General features: G+C 72.1%; 20 protein-coding genes. 13 read left to right on the forward strand and 7 right to left on the reverse strand.

The window, feature by feature from the left end; translation table 11 throughout:
* Nucleotides 1–41: 41 nt before the first annotated feature.
* From DVK44_RS34785 to rhaI, 3 genes are all read right to left on the reverse strand, one after another.
* Nucleotides 42–1,547 (reverse strand): rhamnulokinase, encoded by a 1,506-nt coding sequence (locus DVK44_RS34785; protein WP_228447502.1) that lies wholly within the window; start codon nt 1,545–1,547, stop codon nt 42–44.
* A 161-nt stretch (nt 1,548–1,708) separates the two neighbouring features.
* Nucleotides 1,709–3,760 (reverse strand): bifunctional aldolase/short-chain dehydrogenase, encoded by a 2,052-nt coding sequence (locus DVK44_RS34790; protein ID WP_114664587.1) that lies wholly within the window; start codon nt 3,758–3,760, stop codon nt 1,709–1,711.
* An 85-nt stretch (nt 3,761–3,845) separates the two neighbouring features.
* Complete coding sequence (gene rhaI, locus DVK44_RS34795) at nt 3,846–5,015, reverse strand: L-rhamnose isomerase (RefSeq protein WP_114664588.1); 1,170 nt, start codon at nt 5,013–5,015, stop codon at nt 3,846–3,848.
* 275 nt (nt 5,016–5,290) lie between these two features.
* Between rhaI and DVK44_RS34800 the strand changes: the two genes are divergently transcribed.
* From DVK44_RS34800 to DVK44_RS34835, 8 genes are all read left to right on the forward strand, one after another.
* Nucleotides 5,291–6,820, forward strand: coding sequence for a sugar ABC transporter ATP-binding protein (locus DVK44_RS34800; RefSeq protein ID WP_114664589.1), 1,530 nt, complete (start codon nt 5,291–5,293; stop codon nt 6,818–6,820).
* Nucleotides 6,817–7,866: an ABC transporter permease gene (locus DVK44_RS34805; RefSeq protein WP_114664590.1), complete on the forward strand. Its 1,050-nt coding sequence runs from the start codon at nt 6,817–6,819 to the stop codon at nt 7,864–7,866. Before DVK44_RS34800 ends, DVK44_RS34805 begins: the two co-directional genes overlap by 4 nt.
* Nucleotides 7,850–8,926, forward strand: coding sequence for an ABC transporter permease (locus DVK44_RS34810; RefSeq protein WP_114664591.1), 1,077 nt, complete (start codon nt 7,850–7,852; stop codon nt 8,924–8,926). The genes DVK44_RS34805 and DVK44_RS34810 overlap by 17 nt, the downstream gene beginning before the upstream one ends.
* An 85-nt stretch (nt 8,927–9,011) precedes the next feature.
* Nucleotides 9,012–10,109, forward strand: coding sequence for a rhamnose ABC transporter substrate-binding protein (gene rhaS / locus DVK44_RS34815; protein ID WP_114664592.1), 1,098 nt, complete (start codon nt 9,012–9,014; stop codon nt 10,107–10,109).
* Nucleotides 10,110–10,181: 72 nt separating this feature from the next.
* Nucleotides 10,182–10,508 (forward strand): L-rhamnose mutarotase, encoded by a 327-nt coding sequence (locus DVK44_RS34820; RefSeq protein WP_114664593.1) that lies wholly within the window; start codon nt 10,182–10,184, stop codon nt 10,506–10,508.
* A 79-nt stretch (nt 10,509–10,587) separates the two neighbouring features.
* Nucleotides 10,588–12,021, forward strand: a complete 1,434-nt coding sequence (locus tag DVK44_RS34825) for a BNR repeat-containing protein (RefSeq protein WP_114664594.1) — start codon at nt 10,588–10,590, stop codon at nt 12,019–12,021.
* Between the two features lie 34 nt (nt 12,022–12,055).
* Entirely contained in the window at nt 12,056–13,483 is a 1,428-nt protein-coding gene (locus DVK44_RS34830) for an L-fucose/L-arabinose isomerase family protein (protein ID WP_114664595.1), read from the forward strand.
* Entirely contained in the window at nt 13,480–14,505 is a 1,026-nt protein-coding gene (locus DVK44_RS34835) for a LacI family DNA-binding transcriptional regulator (RefSeq protein WP_114664596.1), read from the forward strand. The genes DVK44_RS34830 and DVK44_RS34835 overlap by 4 nt, the downstream gene beginning before the upstream one ends.
* A gap of 24 nt (nt 14,506–14,529) precedes the next feature.
* On the opposite strand, the gene DVK44_RS34840 is transcribed toward DVK44_RS34835, so the two are convergent.
* Entirely contained in the window at nt 14,530–15,522 is a 993-nt protein-coding gene (locus DVK44_RS34840; protein WP_228447503.1) for a YihY/virulence factor BrkB family protein, read from the reverse strand.
* A gap of 115 nt (nt 15,523–15,637) precedes the next feature.
* Nucleotides 15,638–16,150 carry an Asp23/Gls24 family envelope stress response protein gene (locus tag DVK44_RS34845; protein WP_114664598.1) on the reverse strand — a complete coding sequence of 171 codons (513 nt, stop codon included), beginning with the start codon at nt 16,148–16,150 and terminating at the stop codon, nt 15,638–15,640.
* A 212-nt stretch (nt 16,151–16,362) separates the two neighbouring features.
* On the opposite strand from DVK44_RS34845, the gene DVK44_RS34850 reads away from it, so the two are divergent.
* From DVK44_RS34850 to DVK44_RS34870, 5 genes are all read left to right on the forward strand, one after another.
* Nucleotides 16,363–16,992 carry an RNA polymerase sigma factor gene (locus DVK44_RS34850; RefSeq protein WP_408055381.1) on the forward strand — a complete coding sequence of 210 codons (630 nt, stop codon included), beginning with the start codon at nt 16,363–16,365 and terminating at the stop codon, nt 16,990–16,992.
* Nucleotides 16,983–17,690, forward strand: coding sequence for an Asp23/Gls24 family envelope stress response protein (locus tag DVK44_RS34855; protein ID WP_114664599.1), 708 nt, complete (start codon nt 16,983–16,985; stop codon nt 17,688–17,690). The genes DVK44_RS34850 and DVK44_RS34855 overlap by 10 nt, the downstream gene beginning before the upstream one ends.
* On the forward strand, nt 17,687–18,061 hold the full coding sequence (locus DVK44_RS34860; RefSeq protein ID WP_114664600.1) for an Asp23/Gls24 family envelope stress response protein: 375 nt from the start codon (nt 17,687–17,689) through the stop codon (nt 18,059–18,061). The genes DVK44_RS34855 and DVK44_RS34860 overlap by 4 nt, the downstream gene beginning before the upstream one ends.
* A gap of 121 nt (nt 18,062–18,182) precedes the next feature.
* On the forward strand, nt 18,183–18,626 hold the full coding sequence (locus tag DVK44_RS34865; RefSeq protein WP_114664601.1) for a tyrosinase family oxidase copper chaperone: 444 nt from the start codon (nt 18,183–18,185) through the stop codon (nt 18,624–18,626).
* 28 nt (nt 18,627–18,654) lie between these two features.
* Entirely contained in the window at nt 18,655–19,515 is an 861-nt protein-coding gene (locus DVK44_RS34870; protein ID WP_114665639.1) for a tyrosinase family protein, read from the forward strand.
* Between the two features lie 126 nt (nt 19,516–19,641).
* Here DVK44_RS34870 and DVK44_RS34875 read toward each other — a convergent pair whose 3' ends face one another.
* Both DVK44_RS34875 and DVK44_RS34880 read right to left on the reverse strand, forming a co-directional pair.
* Nucleotides 19,642–19,908 (reverse strand): chaplin, encoded by a 267-nt coding sequence (locus tag DVK44_RS34875; protein ID WP_114664602.1) that lies wholly within the window; start codon nt 19,906–19,908, stop codon nt 19,642–19,644.
* Nucleotides 19,909–20,048: 140 nt separating this feature from the next.
* The gene (locus DVK44_RS34880; RefSeq protein ID WP_114664603.1) at nt 20,049–21,836 is read right to left on the reverse strand and encodes an ABC transporter ATP-binding protein; all 1,788 of its coding nucleotides are present in this window, start codon (nt 21,834–21,836) and stop codon (nt 20,049–20,051) included.
* Nucleotides 21,837–21,995: the final 159 nt, after the last annotated feature.

Raw genomic sequence — 21,995 nt, forward strand, 5'->3', positions numbered from 1 at the left:
CCGTGGGTCACCTCACGCGGTACCCCTGCTCGCGCCGGTCATCATATCGGCGCGCGCTCCCCGTGAGCCGCCGCCCGGTCCCAGGCCCGCCGGGCATCCCGGTCGCGCGTCGGCTCGTACCGGCGCGGCTCCGTCGTGGCGCGCAGCAGGGCGCGCAGATCGGACAGATCGCCGCGGACGGCGCCCGCGGCGCGCGCCTGCACGAGTACGTTGCCGAGCGCCGCCGCCTCGGCCGGCCCGGCCACCACGGGCAGCCCGCACGCGTCGGCGGTGAGTTGGCACAGCAGCTCGTTGTGGGCGCCGCCACCGACGATGTGCACGGTGTCCACGGCCCGGCCCGACAGCCGCTGCGCGTCCTCGATCGCCCGCCGGTGGGCGAGGGCCAGCGAGTCCAGCACACAGCGGGTGATCTCGGCCGGGCTCTCCGGGGCCTTCCCGCCCGAACGGCGCGCGGCGTCCGCGATCCGCCGCGGCATGTCGCCGGGCGGCAGGAACGCCGGGTCGTCGGCGTCCACGTACGACCGCAGCCCCGGCACCTCGGTGGCCTCGGCCAGCAGCCGGTCCAGCGACCGGGGCGCCCCCTCGGCCTCCCAGGTGCGCAGGCACTCCTGGAGCAGCCAGAGCCCCATGATGTTCCGCAGATAGCGGACGGTGCCGTCCACCCCCAGCTCATTGGTGAAGTTGGCCCGTCTGCTCTCCTCGGTCAGCACGGGCGCGTCCAGTTCCAGACCGGCCAGCGACCAGGTGCCGGTGGCGACATAGGCGAAGCGGTTCCCGGACGCGGGGACCGCCGCGACGGCCGAGGCCGTGTCGTGCGACCCGACGGCCGTCACCGGCACCGGACCCGTCAGCCCGGTCTCGGCCAGCACGTCGGGCAGCAGCACACCGGCCGGGTCACCGGGGCCGCGCAGCGGCGCGAACAGCCCCAGATCGATACCGAGCGCGTCGGCCACCGACGGCGACCAGTCCCGCGCCCGCGGATCGATGAGCTGGGTGGTGGACGCGTTGGTCAGCTCCGTACCCGCCTCGCCGGTCAGCCAGTACGAGATGAGGTCGGGGATCAGCAGCAGCCGGTGCGCCGCGTCCAGCGCCGCGCTCCCGCGCGCGGCCGTGAGCTGGTACAGCGTGTTGAACGGCAGGTACTGGAGCCCGGTGGCCGCGTACAGCGCGGCGGGCCCCAGCACCGCGCCGGCTCTCTCGCCCTCGCCCTCCGTACGGGCGTCCCGGTAGTGCACCGGATTGCCGAGCAGGGCCCCCGACGCGTCGAGCAGCCCGTAGTCGACGGCCCAGGTGTCGACGCCGACACTCGCCGGCGCGCGCCCGGCGGCGGCGCCGGCCGCCCGCAGCCCGTCCAGCACCCCGCCGTACAGCGACAGGATGTCCCAGTGCAGGGTGCCGGCGATCCGCACCGGCCGGTTGGGGAAACGGTGCACCTCGTCGAGGCGCAGCGTGCCGGCGCCCCGGTCGGAGACATGCCCGACCATGACACGCCCGCTGGACGCGCCGAGGTCGACGGCGGCGAAGGGAAGCGGTTCGGAGAGTGACACGGCAGACCTCGTGAAGGGGACAGGGAGACAGGGAGACAGGGAGACAGGGAGACAGGGAGGGACAAGGAGAGAAGGGAGACGCAGGGAGATACGAGGGGTACGGGTGCGGGGTGTACGGGGCCGGAGCAGCCCGTCCCGTACACCCCGCACCCGCCGCGCGCTCAGCGCAGGAACGCCGCCGCGACCCCCGCGTCCACCGGGATGTGCAGCCCCGTCGTATGGCTCAGCTCACCGCCCGTCAGCGCGAACACCGCGTTGGCCACATGCTCCGGCAGCACCTCCCGCTTGAGGATCGTCCGCTGCGCGTAGAACTCGCCGAGCTTCTCCTCCTCCACGCCGTACACCGCGGCCCGCTCCGCGCCCCAGCCGCCCGCGAAGATCCCCGAACCGCGTACCACCCCGTCGGGGTTCACCCCGTTCACCCGGATCCCGAGTCCGCCCAGCTCGGCGGCGAGCAGCCGCACCTGGTGGGCCTGGTCGGCCTTGGTCGCGGAGTACGCGATGTTGTTGGGGCCCGCGAACACCGCGTTCTTGGAGGCGATGTAGACGATGTCACCGCCGGACTTCTGATCGGTCATCACCCGGGCCGCCTCGCGCGAGACCAGGAAGGACCCGCGCGCCATGATGGAGTGCTGGAGGTCCCAGTCCCGGGCCGTCGTCTCCAGCAGCGGCTTCGAGATCGAGATACCGGCGTTGTTGACGACCAGGTCCACCCCGCCGAAGGCGAGCACGGCCGCGTCGAACGCCGCCCCGATCGCCGCCTCGTCCGTCACGTCCACCGTCACCGCCACGGCCCGGTCCGCGCCGCCCAGCTCCTCGACGACCGCCGCCGCGCCCCCGGCGTTCAGATCGGCCACCACGACGCACGCGCCCTCGGCGGCCAGCCGGTGCGCGATGGCCCGGCCGATCCCCGACCCCGCGCCGGTGACCAGCGCGACCCGCGCGGCCAGCGCCTTCGGCGCCGGCATCCGGCGCAGCTTGGCCTCCTCCAGCTCCCAGTACTCGATCCGGAACTTCTCCGACTCCTCGATCGGCGCGTACGAGGAGACGGCCTCGGCGCCGCGCATCACGTTGACCGCGTTGAGGTAGAACTCCCCGGCGACCCGGGCGGTCTGCTTGTCCTTGCCGAAGGAGAACATGCCCACCCCGGGCACCAGCACGATCGCCGGGTCCGCGCCGCGCATCGCCGGCGAGCCGGGCACCGCGTGCCGCTCGTAGTAGGCGCGGTACTCCTCGCGGTACGCGGTGTGCAGGGCGGCCAGCCGCTCCCGTACCTCCTCCAGCGGCGCGCCGGCCGGCAGATCGAGGACCAGCGGGCGGACCTTGGTGCGCAGGAAGTGGTCCGGGCAGGAGGTGCCCAGCGCGGCCAGCCGCGGATGCTCCGCGCGGGCGAGGAAGTCGAGGACCGGCTCCGTGTCGGTGAAGTGCCCGACCTGCCGCCGGTCGGTGGAGGCGATCCCGCGGATCAGCGGCGCCAGCGCGGCGGCCCGGGCGCGCCGCTGCTCCGCCGGCAGCGGCTCGTACCCCGGCAGGACCGGACCGAAGGGCTCCGGCGCGCCCCGCTCGGCGAGAAACGTCTCGGCGGTGCGGATGATGTGCAGGGAGTTACGCTCGCACTCCTCGGAGGTCGCGCCCCAGGCGGTGATGCCGTGGCCGCCGAGCACACAGCCGATCGCCCGCGGGTTGGCCGCCTTGACCGCGGCGATGTCCAGACCGAGCTGGAAGCCGGGGCGCCGCCAGGGCACCCAGACGACCGTGTCGCCGAAACACTCGGCCGTCAGCTTCTCGCCGTCGGCCGCGCAGGCCAGCGCGATACCCGAGTCGGGGTGCAGATGGTCCACATGAGGGGCGTCGACCAGCCCGTGCATCGCGGTGTCGATCGACGGGGCCGCGCCGCCCTTTCCGTGCAGGCAGTAGTCGAACGCGGCGACCATCTCGTCCTCGCGGTCGACCCCCGGATAGACACCGCTCAGCGCGCGCAGCCGGTCGACCCGCAGCGCGGCCAGGCCCTCCGGCCGCAGCGTGCCCAGATCGCCGCCCGATCCCTTCACCCACATCAGCTCGACCTCGTCACCCGTGACCGGGTCGGTGGCGGAGCCCTTGGCGGAGGTGTTGCCGCCCGCGTAATTGGTGTTGCGCGGATCGGCGCCGAGCCGGTGCGAACGGGCGAGCAACTGCTCGGCCTCGGGGTGAAGACGGGGCTGGTCGTTCATCATGTCCCTCGGTGAAGTGCGGTCTCTACGGGTGGACGGGGCACGGAGTACGGGTACGGGCCCGGCGGCGGCGGCCGACGGGCGCTCAGGCACCCCAGCCGGCCTGGGTGCCGCCGACCCGCTCCGCGGCGATCCTCTTGCCGTAACCGGAGGCGTGGTACGCGGCGACCGGGTCGGCGTCCGCGCCCAGCTCCGCGCGCGCCTCGGCCACCAGCGGGCGGACATCGGTGTTGAAGGCGTCCATCAGCACCGCGTTGGCGGCCAGCACGTCCCCGGAGCGCTGCGCCGCGTCCAGCGCGTCCGCGTCCACCAGCAGCGCCTTGGCCGTGGCCTCCTGGACGTTCATCACCGAGCGGATGATCGCGGGGATCTTCTCCTCGATGTTGTGGCACTGGTCGAGCATGAACGCCGTCCGCGAGGTGTACCCGCCGCCCCTGATCACCTCGTACATGATCCGGAACAGCTGGAAGGGGTCGGCGGCGCCGGCCATCAGGTCGTCGTCCGCGTAGAAGCGCGAGTTGAAGTCGAAGCCGCCGAGCTTCCCCTCCCGCAGCAGCAGCGCGACGATGAACTCGATGTTGGTGCCCGGCGCGTGGTGCCCGGTGTCCACGACGACCTGGGCCTTCTCACCGAGCTTGAGGCAGTGCGCGTACGCCGTGCCCCAGTCCGGTACGTCCGTGGCGTAGAAGGCGGGCTCGAACAGCTTGTACTCCAGCAGCATCCGCTGGTCGTCACCGAGCCGTTCGTACACCGCCGACAGGGCCTCGGCGAGCCGTCCCTGGCGCGCGGAGATGTCGTCCTGGCCCGGGTAGTTGATGCCGTCGGAGAACCAGAGCTTCAAATCGCGCGACCCGGTGGCGTCCATGACGTCCACGCACTCCAGCAGATGCCCCAGCGCCTTGCGGCGCACGGCGGCGTCCGGATGGGTGACGGAACCGAGCTTGTAGTCGTCGTCCTGGAACACGTTCGAGTTGATCGCCCCGATCCGCAGCCCCAGCTCCCGCGCCCCGTCCGCGAGCCCGGCGTAGTCGTCGACGCGGTCCCACGGGATGTGCAGGGCCACCGTCGGCGCCACGCCCGTGTGGGCGTGCACCCGGGCGGCGTCCGCCAGCTTCTCGGCCGGGGTGCGCGGCACGCCCGGCTGGGTGAACACCTTGAACCGCGTACCGGAATTCCCGAACGCCCACGACGGCGTCTCGACGGCCTGTGACTTCAGCGCCGCCTTCACAGCGGACACGGCGGATCGACCCGTCATCTCTCAGCGCTCCCGTGGTGCGGACTCGCCAGGCGAGTCGGTGTCGCGATTCCTTATGAATCGTTTCATCGCGGTGAAGCTATGGGAGTGGACCACGTGTGTCAACCCTCCGCGCAGCACCCGTGAGCCCCCTGCGGCGCGCGGGGGAAGCCCCCGGAAAATGTCGTGCGCGGCCCATTGACGCCGTCCCTGGGCGACGTTTAGCTTCCGTGCAACTTCTTTGAAACCTTTCACGGCGGGTGGTGCTCTCCGGCCATTACCGCTGAGGAGCCCCCATGAACCAGCCCGCCACAGGTCCCGCCCCGGTCCTGGCCCTCAAGGACGTGAGCAAGTCCTTCGGCGCTGTCAGGGCTTTGCGGGATGTCTCCCTGCGTCTGCTCCCCGGTGAGGTCCACGCCCTCGCCGGGGAGAACGGCGCGGGCAAGTCCACGCTGATCAAGACGCTCGCCGGGGTGCACCGGCCCGACAGCGGCGCCGTGCTGCTCGACGGCGAGCCCGTCGTCTTCCACGGCCCGGCCGACGCCCGGGACGCCGGTATCGCCGTCATCTACCAGGAGCCGACCCTCTTCCCCGATCTGTCGATCGCGGAGAACATCTTCATGGGCCGTCAGCCCCGCCGCTCCTTCGGCCGTATCGACCGCGCCGCCGTACGGGAGACCACCGCCGCCCTGATGAAGCGGCTCGGCGTCGACCTCGAACCCGACCGGCCCGCCCGTGGCCTCTCCATCGCCGACCAGCAGATCGTCGAGATCGCCAAGGCGCTCTCCTTCGACGCGCGGGTCCTCATCATGGACGAACCGACCGCCGCCCTCACCGGCGGCGAGACCGCCCGGCTCTTCTCCGTCGTGCGCACCCTGCGGGCCGAGGGCGCCGCCGTCCTGTTCATCTCGCACCGGCTGGAGGAGATCTTCGCGCTCTGCCAGCGGGTCACCACCCTGCGGGACGGCCGCTGGATCTCCTCGCTGCCGCTGGCCGGACTCACCGAGGACGATCTCGTACGCTCCATGGTCGGCCGCGACCTCGGCGAGCTGTACCCCAAGCAGCAGACCACCGCAGGCGACACCGCGCTGTCGGTCCGGAGACTGACCCGTGAGGGCGTCTTCCACGACATCTCCTTCGACGTACGGCGCGGCGAGATCGTCGCGCTCGCCGGGCTGGTCGGCGCGGGCCGCAGCGAGGTCGCGCAGGCCGTCTTCGGCGTCGACCGGGCCGACGCCGGCGAGGTGACCGTCGACGGCCGTACGCTGCCCGCCGGTTCACCGACCGCCGCCATGGCGGCCGGACTCGCGCTGGTCCCCGAGGACCGGCGGCAGCGCGGACTGGTGATGGACATGTCCATCGAACGCAATATCGCGCTCACCGGCCTGGACCGGCTGGGCCGCGCCGGTCTGGTCCGCCGTCCGCTGGAGCGCGGCCGGGCCGCGGACTGGGCCGTACGCCTCCAGCTCAAGTACAACCGCCTCGCCGACCCGGTCGGTGTGCTCTCCGGCGGCAACCAGCAGAAGGTCGTCCTCGCCAAGTGGCTGGCCACCGAACCGGCCGTCCTCATCGTCGACGAACCCACCCGCGGGATCGACGTCGGCACCAAGGCCGAGGTGCACCGGCTGCTCTCCTCGCTCGCCGCCGAGGGGCTCGCCGTCCTCATGATCTCCTCCGACCTGCCGGAGGTCCTCGGCATGGCCGACCGGGTGCTCGTCATGCGCGAGGGCCGGCTCACCGCCGAGATCCCCCGCGCCGAGGCGACCGAGGAGACCGTCATGGCGGCGGCGACCGGACTGGGCGAAGGCGAAAGGGCCACGGCATGACCACACTTCTCGACCAGCCCCCCACGGACACCGGCGGCGCCCGCTCGGCGCGCTCGCTCGTGGACGCCGTGTTCCGGGCCCGGGAGATCAGCATCGCCGGAGCCCTGGCGCTGCTCATCCTCTTCACCTGGATCTCCAACTCCCGCTTCCTCGACGACCAGGGCGTCAAGGACCTCCTGCTCAACGCCTCCATCCTGGTCCTGCTCGCCGTCGGCCAGTCCGTGGTCGTCGTCACCCGCAACATCGACCTCTCGGTCGGCTCGGTCGTCGGGCTCTCCGCCTTCGCCTGCGGCAAGTTCGTCGCCGGCAGCGACCACGGCGTGCTCACCGTCCTGCTGCTCGGCATCGCCCTCGGCACCGTCTGCGGACTGGTCAGCGGCGCACTGGTCAGCTTCGGCCGGGTGCCCGCGCTCGTGGTCACCCTCGGCATGCTCTACATCATCCAGGGCCTCGACTACTGGTGGGCCCAGGGCGAGCAGATCAGCGCCAACGACGTGCCCGACGCCATCCTGCGCCTCGGCAGCGGCGGCGTCCTCGGCGTGCCCTATCTGCCGCTGATCGCGCTGGCCCTGCTCGCCGCCACCGCGTACTTCCTGCGCTCCTACCGCTCGGGCCGCGAGCTGTACGCCATCGGCTCCAACCCCGAGGCCGCCCGGCTCGCCGGAGTGCCGATCCGCCGCCGGGTCCTCGGCGCGTACGCCTTCTCCGGCGCCGTCGCCGGATTCGCCGGCGCCCTGTGGCTCGCCCGCTTCGGCACGGTCGTCGCGGACAACGCCCACGGCTGGGAACTCACCGTCGTCAGCGCCGTGGTCGTCGGCGGGGTCGCCATCACCGGCGGCACCGGAACGGTCTGGGGCGCGGCGCTCGGCGCCCTGCTGCTCACCACCATCGGCAGCGCGCTGATCGTCCTGAAGGTCGACGCGTTCTGGCAGGGCGCCATCACCGGCGCGCTGCTCCTCGCGGCCATCAGCGTCGACCGGATCGTCTCCCTGCGCATGACCGCAGCACTGAGGAAGAGGAGCGCCCGACATGGGAATGGCGCCTGACACGCAGACCGCGCCGCCGCCCCCGGCGACGGCACCGCACGAGCGGGGCGCGACCCCCGGTGAACGCGTCAGGGCCGTCGGACTGCGCTGGGACACCGCGGTCGGCGCCCTGCTGGTGGCGGTCTTCGTCGTGGGACTCGGCAGCACCGACGGCTTCGCGTCCGGCGAGAACCTCGCCTTCGCGTTCAACGACATCGCCGAAGTCGCCCTGATCGCCCTGCCGATGACCCTGCTGGTGGTCGCCGGGCAGGTCGATCTCTCCGTCGCCTCCATGCTCGGTCTGGGCAGCGCGCTGACCGGCGCGCTGTGGAACGCCGGCTGGGCCTTCGAGACCATCGTCCCCGTCGTGCTCCTCGTCGGCGTCGCCGGCGGACTCCTCAACGGCTGGCTGGTCACCCGGGTCGGACTGCCCTCGCTCGCCGTCACCATCGGCACCCTCGCCCTCTACCGGGGCCTCGCCTCCGTGGCGCTCGGCAGCGACGCCGTCACCGACTTCCCCCGTACGTACGCGGACTGGGCCGTCGACACCACCACGATCCCCGGCACCTTCGTCACCTACCCCGTCGCGCTGTTCATCGTCCTGGCGATCGCGACCGCCGTCCTGCTGCACTCCACCGCCTTCGGCCGGTCCCTGTTCGCCATCGGCGCGCAGGAGGAGGCCGCCTACTTCGCCGGGATCAGGGTCAAGCGCTACAAACTCGTTCTCTTCGTCGTCACGGGCGCGTTCGCCGCCTTCGCCGGGATCGTCTTCACCCTCCGGTACGGCAGCGCCCGCGCCGACAACGGGCTCGGCTTCGAGATGCTCGTCATCGCCTCCGTCCTGCTGGGCGGGGTGGACTTCGACGGCGGCCGGGGCACGCTCTTCGGCGCGGTCGCCGGCGTCCTGCTGATCAGCGTCCTGAAGAACCTGCTGACCCTCAACGACGTGCCGAACGAGGTCCAGGTCATCGTCACCGGCCTGCTGCTCGTCGCCTCCGTCCTCACCCCCCGCCTGATCGCCGCCGCCGTCGAACGCCGGCACCGGCGCGCGGCCGACGACACCGCCGCCCCCACGCCCTGAAGCCCCGTCCGCCGCCCGTCGCACCGCGCCGTACCGCCCGTCGCACCACGCCGAGCCACCCGACCCTTCAGAAAGGCACCCCGCCATGCCGATCCGTCACCCCGCCCGACGCCGCGCGGCCGTCACCGCCGCCACCGCCTGTGTCCTCGCCGTCGCCCTGACCGCCTGCTCCGGCACCACCAAGGACAGCGTGAAGCAGGACGACAGCACCGTCGGTACGGACACCTCCACCGCCGCCTCGGCCGACCCGGACGCGCCCCTGAAGAAGGGCCTCAAGCTCGCCTTCCTGCCCAAGCAGATCAACAACCCCTACGAGAAGATCGTCGACGAGGCCGGTATCGCCGCGGCCAAGGAGTACGGCGCCACCGGCAAGGAGGTCGGTCCCTCCGACGCCAGCGCCTCCTCCCAGGTCTCGTACATCAACACCCTCATCCAGCAGCGCCAGGACGCCATCCTGATCGCGGCCAACGACCCGAACGCGGTGTGCGGTCCGCTCAAGCAGGCCATGAAGAAGGGCATCAAGGTCGTCGCGTACGACTCCGACACCGCCAAGGACTGCCGCCAGCTCTTCATCAACCAGGCCAGCTCCGAGGAGATCGGCCGCAGCCTGGTCCAGCACCTCGGCGAACAGCTCGGCCACAAGGGCAAGATCGCGATCCTCTCGGCCACCCAGAACGCCACGAACCAGAACACCTGGATCGAGTTCATGAAGGACGAGCTGAAGCTGCCCGCCTACAAGGACATGGAGCTGGTGAAGGTCGCGTACGGCGACGACGCGGACCAGAAATCCTTCCAGCAGACCCAGGGTCTCCTCCAGGCGTACCCCGACCTCAAGGGCATCATCTCGCCCACCACCGTCGGTATCGCCGCCGCCGCCCGCTACCTCAGCGACTCCTCGTACAAGGGCAAGGTCGTCCTCAACGGCCTCGGCACCCCGAACCAGATGCGCAAGTACGTCAAGGACGGCACCGTCGAGCAGTTCTCCCTCTGGAACCCGGAGGAGCTGGGCTACCTCGGCTCGTACGCCGCCGCCTCCCTGGCCTCCGGGCAGATCACCGGCGCCGAGGGCGAGACGTTCAAGGCCGGCACGCTCGGCGAGTACACCATCGGCAAGGACGGCGAGGTCATCCTCGGCGAGCCGACCGTCTTCGACAAGAAGAACATCGACAAGTTCGACTTCTGATCTGCTTCCGACCGCTTTCGACCCGACTTCCGATCGGACTTCCGATCCGACCTCCGAGAGGGGCCAGCACCCGTGCGGCGCGTCTGTTTCCTGCTGAAGGTCCGCCAGGACCGCATCACCGAGTACCGAGAGCGGCACGCCACCGTCTGGCCGGACATGCTCCGCGCCCTGTCGGAGAGCGGCTGGCACAACTACTCGCTCTTCCTGCGCGACGACGGACTGCTCGTCGGCTATCTGGAGCTGGCGGACGGGGACTTCGCCGCGGCCCAGGCGGCCATGGCGGCCACCGAGGTCAACGCCCGCTGGCAGAAGGAGATGGCCCCCTTCTTCGAATCCCTCGACGGCGACCGGCCGGACGAGGCGATGAAACCGCTCACCGAGGTCTTCCACCTGGCCTGAGCGGCCGGCCGGGCCGGGCCCCACCGGGGTCCGGCCCCGTCCCGTACCGGAGTTCCGCACTCAACGGAGAGATACGGACATGAGACTCAGGACCGCCGCGACCGCGACCGCGGCCACCGTGCTCCTCGCCACCGCCACCCTGCCCGGCGCCACCGGTACGGCCCTCGCCGCCGACCCCGCCCCGGCCGTCACACCGCTCGCCGACACTCAGCTCGACGCCCAGGCCGTCTACTTCGTCTCGTACAACGGCCTGGTCAACAACAACGCCTTCCAGAAGAACGGACTGCTCACCTACCGGGGCTATCAGTACGCCGCCTGGTACACCGCCGACCGCACCGCCGTCGTCGGCCGCCGCGCGCTCGGCGCCTCCTCCTGGGCGACCGTACGCCTGCCCCACCAGCTCACCGCGAACGACTCCCACAACGTCATCTCCATGGGCCTCTCCCGTGTCGACGGCCGGCTGCACCTCAACATGGACTCGCACAGCAACGGCTTCTTCTACGTCAAATCCGCCGCCGGACTCCTCGACGACCCCGCCGCACGCGCCTGGACCGGCGGCCAGTTCGGCTCCGTACAGACCTCACTGGACGGGCTCGCGCTCACCTCGCAGTTCACCTACCCGCAGTTCGTCGCCACCCCCGAGGGCCGCCTCCAGCTCAGCTACCGGGCGGGCATCTCGGGCAACGGCCGCAACGGACTCGCCGAGTACGACGGCACGAAGTGGACCGCCCTGGGCGAATGGTCCGGCTCCACCGGCACCTACACCAGCGAGCACGGCTCCAGCACCGCCCGCAACATGTATCTGCACGGCATCGACTACGGAAGCGACGGCCGGCTCCACGCCTTCTACACCTGGCGCGAGCAGAGCGCCGCCGTCATGTGCAACAGCGGCGGCATCACCAACCACGACACCGGCTACGTGTACAGCACCGACCGCGGCCGGACCTGGCGCAACGCGGCCGGCACCCAGGTCGGCACCACCGGCGGCAGCGACCCGGTGACGGTGAACGACGCCGGCACGGTCGTCGACGCCCTCAACCCCGACCACTCGCTGATGAACCAGGAGAGCCAGGCCACCGACTCCGCCGGCCTCCCGCAGGCGGTCATCAGCTACGTCCCGGGCCGCTTCGGCCAGTGCACCACCAACTACGTCGCCGACCGGACGGCCAACGGCCGCGCCTTCCATCTCGTCAGGAACGCCGCCGGCGCCTGGAAGAAGACCGAGATACCCGTCCCGCTCAACTCCAGCCAGCGCACCCATCTCGTCCTCGACCGGTACGACAACGCCTACGCCGTCCTGCCCTACGGCCGGATCGCCGCCGCGTCCAAGGCGTCCGGGTACACCGACTGGAAGACCCTCTTCGACGCCAACGGGCTGAACGCCTTCGGCGAGGTCGTGGTGGACGACACCCGGCTCGCCCAGGACGGTGTTCTGTCGTACATGTACCAGCAGAGGTCGAGCGGCACCACGCCCTCGGCGCTGCGCGTCATCGACTTCCGGCTCCCGTCCTGAGACACGAAAGCCGCTGTCCGACCGAAGGAACCCCATGACCGCACGGACCCCCGCCGTCGCCAGGAAACCCAGGATCGGCCTGGTCGCGGGCGGACTGGGAGCGTACTGGCCCCAGTTCCCCGAGCTGCTCCCGCGGCTGCGCCGATCGGCCGCCCGCGTCACCGAACGCCTGAGCGCGTTCGACGCCGAGGTCGTCGACGCCGGCTTCATCTCGGACGCCGAGGAGGGCGCGGCGGCGGCCGAGCGGCTGCGCGCCGCCGACTGCGACCTGATCGTCGGCTTCCTCACCACCTATATGACCGCCACGATGCTCGTGCCCGTCGCCCAGCGCAGCGGCGCGCCCGTGCTGCTCATCAACCTCCAGCCCAGCCCCGCCATGGACCACGCCTCGTTCGACACCGGCCAGTGGCTCGCGTACTGCGGCGCCTGCCCGCTGCCCGAGATGGCCAACGCCTTCGAACGCGTCGGCGTCCCCTTCCGCTCGGTCTCCGGCCATCTGGAGGACGAGCGCGCCTGGGAACGCATCGGCCGCTGGATCCGCGCCGCCGGGGTCCGCGCGGCGCTCCGGGGTGGCCGGCACGGGCTGATGGGACACCTCTACCCCGGCATGTACGACGTCGCCACCGACCTCACCATGGTCCCCGGACAGCTCGGCGGCCATGTGGAGGTCGTCGAGTTCGACGATCTGCGGGTACGGGTCGAGGAGGCCCGGGACGGCGACATCACGGCGCAGCTGGACCGGACCCGGGAGGTCTTCGACATCGCCGCCTCCGTGGACGAGGACGACCTGCGCTGGGCCGCCCGCGTCGCCGTCGGCCTCGACCGGCTCGTCGCCGACTTCGACCTGGACTCCCTCGCGTACTACCACCGCGGACTGAACGGCGAGGTCCACGAACGGCTCGGCGCCGGAATGATCCTGGGCTCCTCCCTGCTGACCTCGCGCGGGGTGCCCGCCTGCGGGGAGTACGAACTGCGCACCTCGCTGGCCATGCTGATCACCGACCGCCTCGGCGCGGGCGGCTCCTTCACCGAACTCCAGGCGCTGGACTTCACCGCCGACGTGGTCGAGATGGGCCACGACGGCCCCGGACACCTCGCCATCAGCGCCCGCAAACCGCTGCTGCGCGGACTCGGCGTCTACCACGGCAAGCGCGGCTGGGGCGTCTCCGTCGAATTCGACGTACGGCACGGACCCGTCACCCTGGTCGGCCTCGGCCAGACCCGCGACGGCCGCTACCGGCTGATCGCCGCCGAGGGCGAGGTGGTCGACGGACCGCACCTGGAGATCGGCAACACCACCTCCCGGGTCTCCTTCGGCTGCGACCCGGGGGAGTGGACCGACGCGTGGAGCGCCAGCGGGGTCGGCCACCACTGGGCCCTGGCCACCGGCGCGCTGCTCCCCGAACTGCGCGCGCTGGCCGGACTGACCGGCCTCGACCTGGTGGAAGTCGCCGTCCGATGAGACGGCCGGTGGGCATCAAGGACGTGGCCGGGGCGGCCGGTGTCTCGGTGGGCACCGTCTCGAACGTGATCAACCGCCCCGACTCCGTCACCGAGGAGACCCGCCGGCGCGTCCTGTCCGCCATCGAACGCCTCGGTTACGTACGCAGCGAGTCCGCGCGCCAGCTGCGCGCGGGCCGCAGCCGCATCCTGGCCGTACTCGTCCTCGACATGGCCAACCCGTTCTTCGTGGGCGTCGCCTCGGGCGCGGAACGCTCCGCGCGCGCCGCCGGGCTCGGGGTGATGCTCTGCAACAGCGCGGAGAGCCCGGCGGAGGAGGCCGCCTATCTCACCCTCTTCTCCGAACAGCGGGTACGCGGCGTCCTGGTCACCCCCGCCGACATGAGCGGCCGCAACCTCGACGCGTTCCGCCGCCATGGCATCCCGTTCGTCTTCGTGGACCGGGTCGTGCCCAGCGCCGACGGCTGCTCGGTCTCCGTCGACGACGTCAACGGCGGCGCGCTGGCCGTCCGCCATCTGCTGCGCCGCGGCAGCCGCGACATCGCGTACGTCAGCGGACCGATGCATCTGACGCAGTGCCAGAACCGCCGCGACGGCGCGCTGCGGGCCCTCGCCGAGGTCGGCCTGCCGCCCGCCGCGCTGCGCCATGTCGAGGCCGCGCGGCTCGATGTCACCGCGGGCCGGGACGCCGGGGCGCGGCTGCTCGGCATGGCGCCCCGGCCGACCGCCGTGTTCTGCGCCAACGACCTGCTCGCGCTCGGGGTCCTCCAGACCCTCTACCACGCGGGGGTACGGGTGCCCGAGGACATCGCCCTCGTCGGCTACGACGACATCGAGTTCGCCGCGGCGGCGGCCGTGCCGCTCACCTCGGTGCGCCAGCCCGCCCGCCGGCTCGGCGGCGCCGCGGCCGATCTGCTGATCGAGGAGACCGGCGACGATGCCGCCGCGCACCGGCACCGGCGCATCGTGCTCCAGCCCGAACTGGTCGTCCGCGCCTCCACACTGGCCGGCGCGCGGCACTGACGGCGGTCGGCGAGGGGGAGCGGCTCACCCCGGCCGCTTCTCCGCACTGGCCGGCCCCGTCGGCGCGGGCACCCGCGCGGCCCCGGCCCCGTCCGCGTCGGCCCCCGTTGTGTCCGCCCCCGCCGTGTCCGCCGCGGCGCCCCGGGCGAGTTCGGCGTTGAACTGGGCACCGGCCAGCAGCGACAGATTGGTGACCCAGAGCCAGACCAGGAACACGATGATCCCGGCGAGCGAGCCGTACAGCCGGTTGTACGTGCCCGCGTGCGACGTGTAGACCGCGAACCCCGCCGATGTCAGCAGCCAGAGCGCGACCGCCAGAATCCCGCCGGGCAGCGCCCTCCGCAGCCGGCGCGTACCGACCGGCCCCGTCCGGAACACCATCAGCACCAGCACCGCCGCCAGTGCCAGCAGCAGCGGCCACTTCAGCGACCGCCACACCAGCGACACCGTCATCCCCATCCCCAGCAGCCGCCCCAGCGTTGTCGCGGCCTCCCCGGTGAGAACGAGCGTGAAGGCGCTGGTCACCAGCAGCGTCAGCATGCCGAGCGCGGTCAGCGCGATCCGCGGCGCGGTCCGCCACGGCGGCCGGTGGTCCACCGCGCCGTGCATCGCGTGCAGCCCCCGGCGGAACACGCTGAGATAGCTGGACGACGACCACAGCGCGCCGACCGCGCCGACCGACCCCAGCAGCCAGGCCGCCGACCGCTGCTCCGCCATCTCCACCAGCGCGCTGTGCACCAGCTGCCGCGACTGCCCCGGCACCAGCCCCGCCGCCTGATCGGTGAACTGCCCGCTGGCGTCCGGGCCGACCAGCCCGATGGCGCAGACGGTGACCAGCAGCGCCGGGAAGATCGCCAGCACCGCGTAGTACGTGAGCGCCGCCGCCCGGTCCATGGCGTCGTCGTTCCACAGCGCCACCGGCGTACGACGCAGCGCGCCGGCCAGCCGGTCGCGCCACGCCGGCGCGCTCCCGGTGGTCTCCTTCACGTCCCTGCGTCCGGATTCCTCGGCGGACAACGCTGCCTCCTGCGTACTCGACCGTGCCGTCATGGTTCGACGGGCCAGGTCACAGCCTGCCTGATCACGCCGGCGCCACCGACCGGCGGTGTCGGGCGGCGGCGTCGGCAGGCCGCTACGAGACCCGCGCCTCGGCGCCGCCCGTGTCGTGCTCGTCGTCCGGGAGATGCACGTCGTTGACCGTCACGTTCACCTCGACGACTTCGAGGCCGGTGATCCGCTCGACCGCCGCGATGACGTTCTCCCGGACATCACGCGCCACCTCGGTGATCGCCACGCCGTACTCCACCACCAGGTCCAGATCGATCGCGGTCTGCCGCTCGCCGACCTCCACCTTGACGCCCCGCCCCACATTGGGCCGCCCGCCGGGCACCCGGTCGCGCACCGCGCCGATCGTACGGGAGAGCCCGCCGCCCATGTCGTACACGCCGGGGATCTCCCGCGCCGCCATGCCCGCGATCTTGACGACCACGACATCCGCGATCGAGGTCCTGCCGCGGGTGGCGGCCGGCTCGTCCGCGCCCGCCGCACCGGCGCCCACGGTCGTGGAGCCCACGGGGGCGGGGCTCGCGCCGCCCGGTCCGGGCACGGCCTTCTTGAACACGGGAGCTTCCTGCGTCGCTGTCATGGAACAGCCTCCTGACTTCTCGTCCGGTCGCCCGGATCTCGGGGACTCTCAACTCGTTGGACCCACCATCGGGGACATCGTCACGCGGACACGACGGGATTCGGGAAAATTCTTCCGACGGCGTTCCGCGCGTGACGATGGCCCGTGTCAGGTGTCCAAGCCCTCGGCCCCCGGAAAAGCGGGGGTACGGGGATGTCGAGAGGAGCCGCTGAGTGCCCGGCAACGGGAAACAACTGCCGGCCCGCGCGCCGGACCGGGAACCGGAGCCGGACCGGGAACGGGAGCGGGAACGGGAGCCGGACCGGTCCGACGACGGCCTGCTCGCCGTACGCGCGGGCGAAGGCGACGAAGAGGCGTTCGAGACGCTGGTGCGCCGGCACGGCCCGGTCATGCTCCAGCTGGCCACCCGGCTGCTCGGCAGCCGTACCGAGGCCGAGGACGCCGTACAGGACGCGTTCGTGAACGCCTGGCGGAAGCTGCCGGAGTTCCGCGGCGAATCCGCCTTCAGGACCTGGATGTACCGGATCGTCACCAACCGGTGCCTCAACCAGCTACGCGCCCGCCGCCCGGCCGCCGATCTCTACTCGGTACCGGAACCGGCCGCGCCCGAACACCAGTCCTCACCCGCCCGCGTGGCCGAGTCCCACGCCGCCACCCGAGCCCTGGCCGGGGCCATGGCCGGGCTCTCGCCGGAGCAGCGTGCCTGCTGGGTCCTGCGCGAGCTGCACGGACTGTCGTACGAGGACATCGCGGAGACGGTCGGAATCAGCCTTCAGGCGGTCCGCGGCCGGGTCTTCCGAGCACGCCGCTACCTGACGGAGGCGATGAGCGCATGGCGCTGAACGCGCGCCCGGGCCGCCCCGGGGAGCCGGGGGAGACACCCGGGCACGAGCAGATCCACGAGCAGATCCACGAGCAGTTCCATGACGAGGAACCGCTGCCCTGCGGTCGCGAACTGAGCGCCGTCTGGGAAGCGTGGGACGCCGGGGAGACCGCCGGCGACCCCCATCTGACCACCTGCCCGCACTGCGCCGCCGCCCTGGCCGATCTGGCCGCCCTGGACGACGCCGTACGCGAGGCACGCGCCGACGAGGCACCCGACCCGACCGGTCTCGCCGAGCTGACCGGCCGGGTCATGGACATCGTGCGGCTGGAGCTGCGCCCCGGTCGGCCGCTGCCGCTCGGCGGGCCCGAGGACGACGCCTGGATCGTGGAGGCCGCGGCCGCCCGCGCCTTCCGCGCCGCCGCCGAGACCCTGCCGTCCGTACGGGCCGGCAGCTGCCGGATCACCCCGCTGGACCCGGACGCCGCCCGGCGCCCGACGGCGGCTGGCACGGGCTCGGGGGACCGGGGCCCGGTCCGGGTCAGGCTGGAGGTGGCCGCCGGACTGCGGTGGCCGCTGCCCGAACTGGCCGAGTCGGTACGGGAACGGGTGGCGGAAGCCGCCAGGGAGGCCATCGGCATCGAGGTGGGACGTATCGACGTGGTGATCGTGGATGTCCTGGCAGCCGCGGAGCACGAGGAGGGAGGACACCGATGAGCGCACAGCGGAAGATCCAGGACGAACTGTCCCTCGCGGCGGCGGACGCCGCGCGCGGGGTCCCGGGGGTGGCGTTCCTGCGGCCCGGGATCGTCGACCGGCTCCGCGCCTCCGCCGCCTCCCGCGCCGGACGCGCCGGTGCCGGGACGGACGGCGCGACGGGAGGAGGGACCGCGGGCGTACGGGTACGGCCGCCGGCCGGCGGTGAGGGTGTCTGGCAGATCGACATTCAGCTCGTCACCCGTGCCGCGCACCGGACGCTCGATGTCACCCGCGCCGTACGGGAGACGGCCGGGGCGGCGGCCGGCGCCGTCCTGCCCGGGCCGGGTGACCGGGTGCGGATCACGGTGACGGTCACCGGCATCGTCTGACCCGCCCGCCGCCCGCGGTCCCGCCCCGTCCCCCCCCTCCGTCCCGCTCCCGGCCGTCCGATAACCCTTGCCCCGCCGTCTCGTTGTCCCCACCGAAGGGTGTGCGACGAGCGGAGGCCGGATGACAGACGGAAGTTGGACGGGGCCGGGGGACGGCCGGGGGCACGGGGCCGGGAGCACGGGGGCGACCGTCCGCGACCGCACCCGGCGCCGGTTCCTGCGCGCGCTGTTCGCCCTCGGGGTGGTCACGGGCACGACGGCGGCGCTGACCCCGATCCTCCGGGCCGGCCGCTCCGGCGACGGGCACGGCGCCCGTCCGGTGGCCGACGAGATGTACCGGGGACGCCATATCCGGATCCTGGCCGGCGACCCGGCCCCCGGCTCCCTGCCCGACATCCGCATCGACGGGCGGCCCCTGCATGTGATGCGGCGCGCGGACGGCAGCTATCTGAGCGCGGTCAACCACTACGAGCCGTTCCCCACGCCGATCGAGGCGGCCAGGGCGGCGGTGGACGACCTCAGGGGCGCCCAGCTCGCCGGGGCCGTACCGGCCCACCACATCTGACGTGTCCGAACCCGGGGAGGGCCTGTCCGTGTACACCAGGAAGAATCAGCGCGATCTCACCGCCGCCGAGAAGAAGGGCTTCGTCGCGGCCGTCCTCGCGGTGAAACGCTCCGGCGAGTACGAGGACTTCGTCCGGCTGCACGACGAGTACAACGTCTCCGACCAGCAGGGCGGCCTGCGCGCCGGGCACATGGCGCCGTCCTTCCTGCCCTGGCACCGGCGGTTCCTGCTGGAGTTCGAGCGCGCCCTCCAGCGCGTGGACCCCAAGGTGACCGTCCCGTACTGGGACTGGACGGCCGACAACACCCCCGCCGCCGGTCTCTGGGCCGAGGACTTCCTCGGCGGCACCGGCAGGGCGCGCGACCAGCAGGTCACCACCGGGCCGTTCGCCCACAAGGAGGGCAACTGGACCATCAGGAACGGTGTGACGACGGGGAAGTTCCTGACCCGTGACCTCGGCCGCCCGTCCTCCCCGGTCTCCCTGCCCAGCAGGGCCGAGATCGCCGCCGCGCTCGACGAGACGGTGTACGACGCGGCGCCCTGGGACTCGACGGTCACCACCGGCTTCCGCAACCGGCTGGAGGGCTGGATCACCGGCGACGCGCGCGGCCGCAACCACAACCGGGTCCACCGCTGGGTCGGCGGCGCCATGCTCAGCACGGCCTCCCCGAACGATCCCGTCTTCTGGCTCCACCACTCCTTCGTCGATCTGCTCTGGGACCGCTGGCAGCGCGCACACCCGGCGTCCGGCTATCTGCCCGAGCGGCGGCTTGGCGCGGGCGATCCGCAGCGCGGCCGGGTGATCAGCCGGGAGGAACCCCTCCCGCCGTGGAACGTCGCCCCGTCCGCACTCCTCGACCACAGCGGGCTCTACCGCTACGCCGAGTAGAGCCGGGCGACGGAGCCGGCCGTACACGCGCGACGGCCCCCCGCGTTCGCACGCGGGGGGCCGTCCCTCACCGGATCGCGCGGCCCGCGGGCCGCGCACCGTCATTCAGCGGTCGGTGACCGTGGCTCAGTAGCCGTAGCCGCCGTGGTGACCCGAGGCGTTGACGCACGTGTTGCCGAACGCCGGGTTCAGCAGACCGACGACGTCGATCGAGTTGCCGCAGAGGTTGACGGGGAGATGCACCGGCACCTGGAGGACATTGCCGGAGAGCACACCGGGGGAGCCGACAGCGGTGGCGCCGGCGCCGGCGTCGGCAGCGGCCATACCGGCGCCACCGGCCAGGACGGCGCCCGTGCCGACGAGAACAGCGGTTGCCTTCGCGATACGCGACATCAAGAATCTCCTTGAACGTGTGGAGCACAGCCGCACGATGTGCGGCCTTCACGCGGTTCAACGCCGGGATCCACACGCGGTAACGCCCAACACGCCATCCATTTCGGATCGGTTCGCTTCCCCACCTGATCAGCGCAGCCTCAGCCCGAGCGGCGCGGCTGGAGCGTGGTGGCGTACGTACCGCCCCGGGCCAGCAGTTCCTGGTGGCTGCCCACCTCGACGATCCGGCCGCGGTCCATCACGACGATCCGGTCCGCGCCCCGGATGGTGGACAGCCGGTGCGCGACGACGAACACCGTCCGGCCCCGTACCAGCTGGGACAGCGCGTCCTGGATCAGCGCCTCGGACCGGTTGTCCAGCGCCGAGGTCGCCTCGTCCAGCACCAGCACGCGCGGGTCCCTGATCAGGGCCCGGGCGATGGCGAGCCGCTGCCGCTGTCCTCCGGACAGCCGGGCGCCGCGCTGCCCGACCACCGTGTCCAGCCCCTCGGGCAGCCGGTCGACGAACTCCGTCGCGTTCGCCGCGACCAGCGCCCGTCGCAGCGCGTCGTCGTCGGCGCCGCCCTCCAGACCGTAGGTGACGTTCTCCCGGACGGTCCCCTCGAAGAGGATCGACTCCTGCGGCACCACCGACAGGAAGCGCCGGTACGTGCGCAGATCCAGCTCCGCCATGTCCGCGCCGTCCAGCAGGATCCGGCCCTCCGAGGGCCGGATGAAGCCGATCAGCAGATTGAGAATGGTGGATTTTCCCGCGCCCGACGCCCCCACCAGGGCTATCGTCTCGCCGGGCCGTACGGAGAGGTCGAAGCCGCGGACCGACGCCTCCGTGGCCTCCGGGTAGCGGAAGCCCATCCCCTCGAAGTCGATCCGGCCCTCGACCCGGTCGACGCCCGCCTTGCCCTCGTTGCTCTCCAGATCGGGCGCCTGGAGCACCTCGCCCATGGACCGCACCGACTCCAGCCCCTTGGAGATGACCGGGGTCAGCCCCATCAAGGTGGTCAGCGAGGCGGTCAGCGCCGTGAAGAAGGCGCTGATCATGACGACATCACCGGCCGAGAGACCCAGCCAGCCGTGGTACGCGACGACCGCCGAGCCCGCGAGACAGCCCACCGCCATCGTGTTGAGGAGGATCCAGGACAGCGCCCCGAAGCGGCCGTTGAGCAGATCCAGCCGGAACCCGGCGGACAGCACCCGTTCCAGCGTGTGGTCGACCCGGTGCAGCGCCGTCCGCTCCAGACCGTGGGCGCGGGTGATCGGGATCAGTGTGGTCATCTCACCGACGTGCGAGGACATCCGTTCGACCTCCAGCCGGAACTCCTCGTTGTTGCTGCGGATCCGCGAGCGCAGCCGGCGCACCAGCAGCGCCGCCAGCGGGACGACGACCAGGAACACGGGCAGCACCGCGGGGGCCCGGAAGCCGATCACCACCAGCCCGCCCACCAGTGTCATGATCGCGCCGAGCCCCATGTCGGCGCTCTGCTGGGTCATCTGCTCGACGCCCTCGACATCCCGGACCACCTTGGTCTGGAGGACCCCGGCGCTGACCCGGGCGTGGTAGCCGATGGACAGGTACTGCATCCGGCGGCAGAGCGCCGAGCGCAGCTCCCGGCCCATACGGCGGATGCTGGAACTCATCAGGCGCGCGTAGAGCAGCGCCAGCGGGAAGTTCAGGACGAGGACGAACACCAGGACGCCGGTGTTGTACCAGAGTTCGGCGATCGGCCGGTGCTCCACGACGACATCGATGATGTTGGCCGTGATCAGCGGCAGCAGCCAGACGGGGATGTGCTTGACGGCGAAGACCAGCACGGCGAGCGAGAGCCTGCGGCGGTCGGGCCGGAAGAGATAGGCGAGGGTGCGGAGCGGGTGTTCCCCGGAGTAGTGGTGGTCCAGCGGGCTCGTACGCGGGACGGAATCGGGTTTCTGCATGGAGAGCGGAATCCTCTTCAGGGGTGGGTGGTGACGCACTCGGCGCGTGGAGACACGGAGGCGCGCAGACGAGTCTGCTCCCCTCCCCGGCCGATAGGAAGCGCTTTCTAGAGATCGCTTTCTACCGGTCGTTCCCCGCGTGGCCCGCGACGCCGTCCG

The sequence above is a fragment of the Streptomyces paludis genome (assembly GCF_003344965.1).
Taxonomy (GTDB): Bacteria; Actinomycetota; Actinomycetes; order Streptomycetales; family Streptomycetaceae; genus Streptomyces; species Streptomyces paludis.

Excerpts from the sequence above, each read along its gene's own strand:
- DVK44_RS34790 (WP_114664587.1), bottom strand. The coding sequence starts at position 3,760 with ATGAACGACCAGCCCCGTCTTCACCCCGAGGCCGAGCAGTTGCTCGCC.
- rhaI (WP_114664588.1), bottom strand. The coding sequence starts at position 5,015 with ATGACGGGTCGATCCGCCGTGTCCGCTGTGAAGGCGGCGCTGAAGTCA.
- DVK44_RS34800 (WP_114664589.1), top strand. The coding sequence starts at position 5,291 with ATGAACCAGCCCGCCACAGGTCCCGCCCCGGTCCTGGCCCTCAAGGAC.
- DVK44_RS34805 (WP_114664590.1), top strand. The coding sequence starts at position 6,817 with ATGACCACACTTCTCGACCAGCCCCCCACGGACACCGGCGGCGCCCGC.
- DVK44_RS34810 (WP_114664591.1), top strand. The coding sequence starts at position 7,850 with ATGGGAATGGCGCCTGACACGCAGACCGCGCCGCCGCCCCCGGCGACG.
- rhaS (WP_114664592.1), top strand. The coding sequence starts at position 9,012 with ATGCCGATCCGTCACCCCGCCCGACGCCGCGCGGCCGTCACCGCCGCC.
- DVK44_RS34825 (WP_114664594.1), top strand. The coding sequence starts at position 10,588 with ATGAGACTCAGGACCGCCGCGACCGCGACCGCGGCCACCGTGCTCCTC.
- DVK44_RS34830 (WP_114664595.1), top strand. The coding sequence starts at position 12,056 with ATGACCGCACGGACCCCCGCCGTCGCCAGGAAACCCAGGATCGGCCTG.
- DVK44_RS34835 (WP_114664596.1), top strand. The coding sequence starts at position 13,480 with ATGAGACGGCCGGTGGGCATCAAGGACGTGGCCGGGGCGGCCGGTGTC.
- DVK44_RS34845 (WP_114664598.1), bottom strand. The coding sequence starts at position 16,150 with ATGACAGCGACGCAGGAAGCTCCCGTGTTCAAGAAGGCCGTGCCCGGA.
- DVK44_RS34855 (WP_114664599.1), top strand. The coding sequence starts at position 16,983 with ATGGCGCTGAACGCGCGCCCGGGCCGCCCCGGGGAGCCGGGGGAGACA.
- DVK44_RS34860 (WP_114664600.1), top strand. The coding sequence starts at position 17,687 with ATGAGCGCACAGCGGAAGATCCAGGACGAACTGTCCCTCGCGGCGGCG.
- DVK44_RS34865 (WP_114664601.1), top strand. The coding sequence starts at position 18,183 with ATGACAGACGGAAGTTGGACGGGGCCGGGGGACGGCCGGGGGCACGGG.
- DVK44_RS34875 (WP_114664602.1), bottom strand. The coding sequence starts at position 19,908 with ATGTCGCGTATCGCGAAGGCAACCGCTGTTCTCGTCGGCACGGGCGCC.
- DVK44_RS34880 (WP_114664603.1), bottom strand. The coding sequence starts at position 21,836 with ATGCAGAAACCCGATTCCGTCCCGCGTACGAGCCCGCTGGACCACCAC.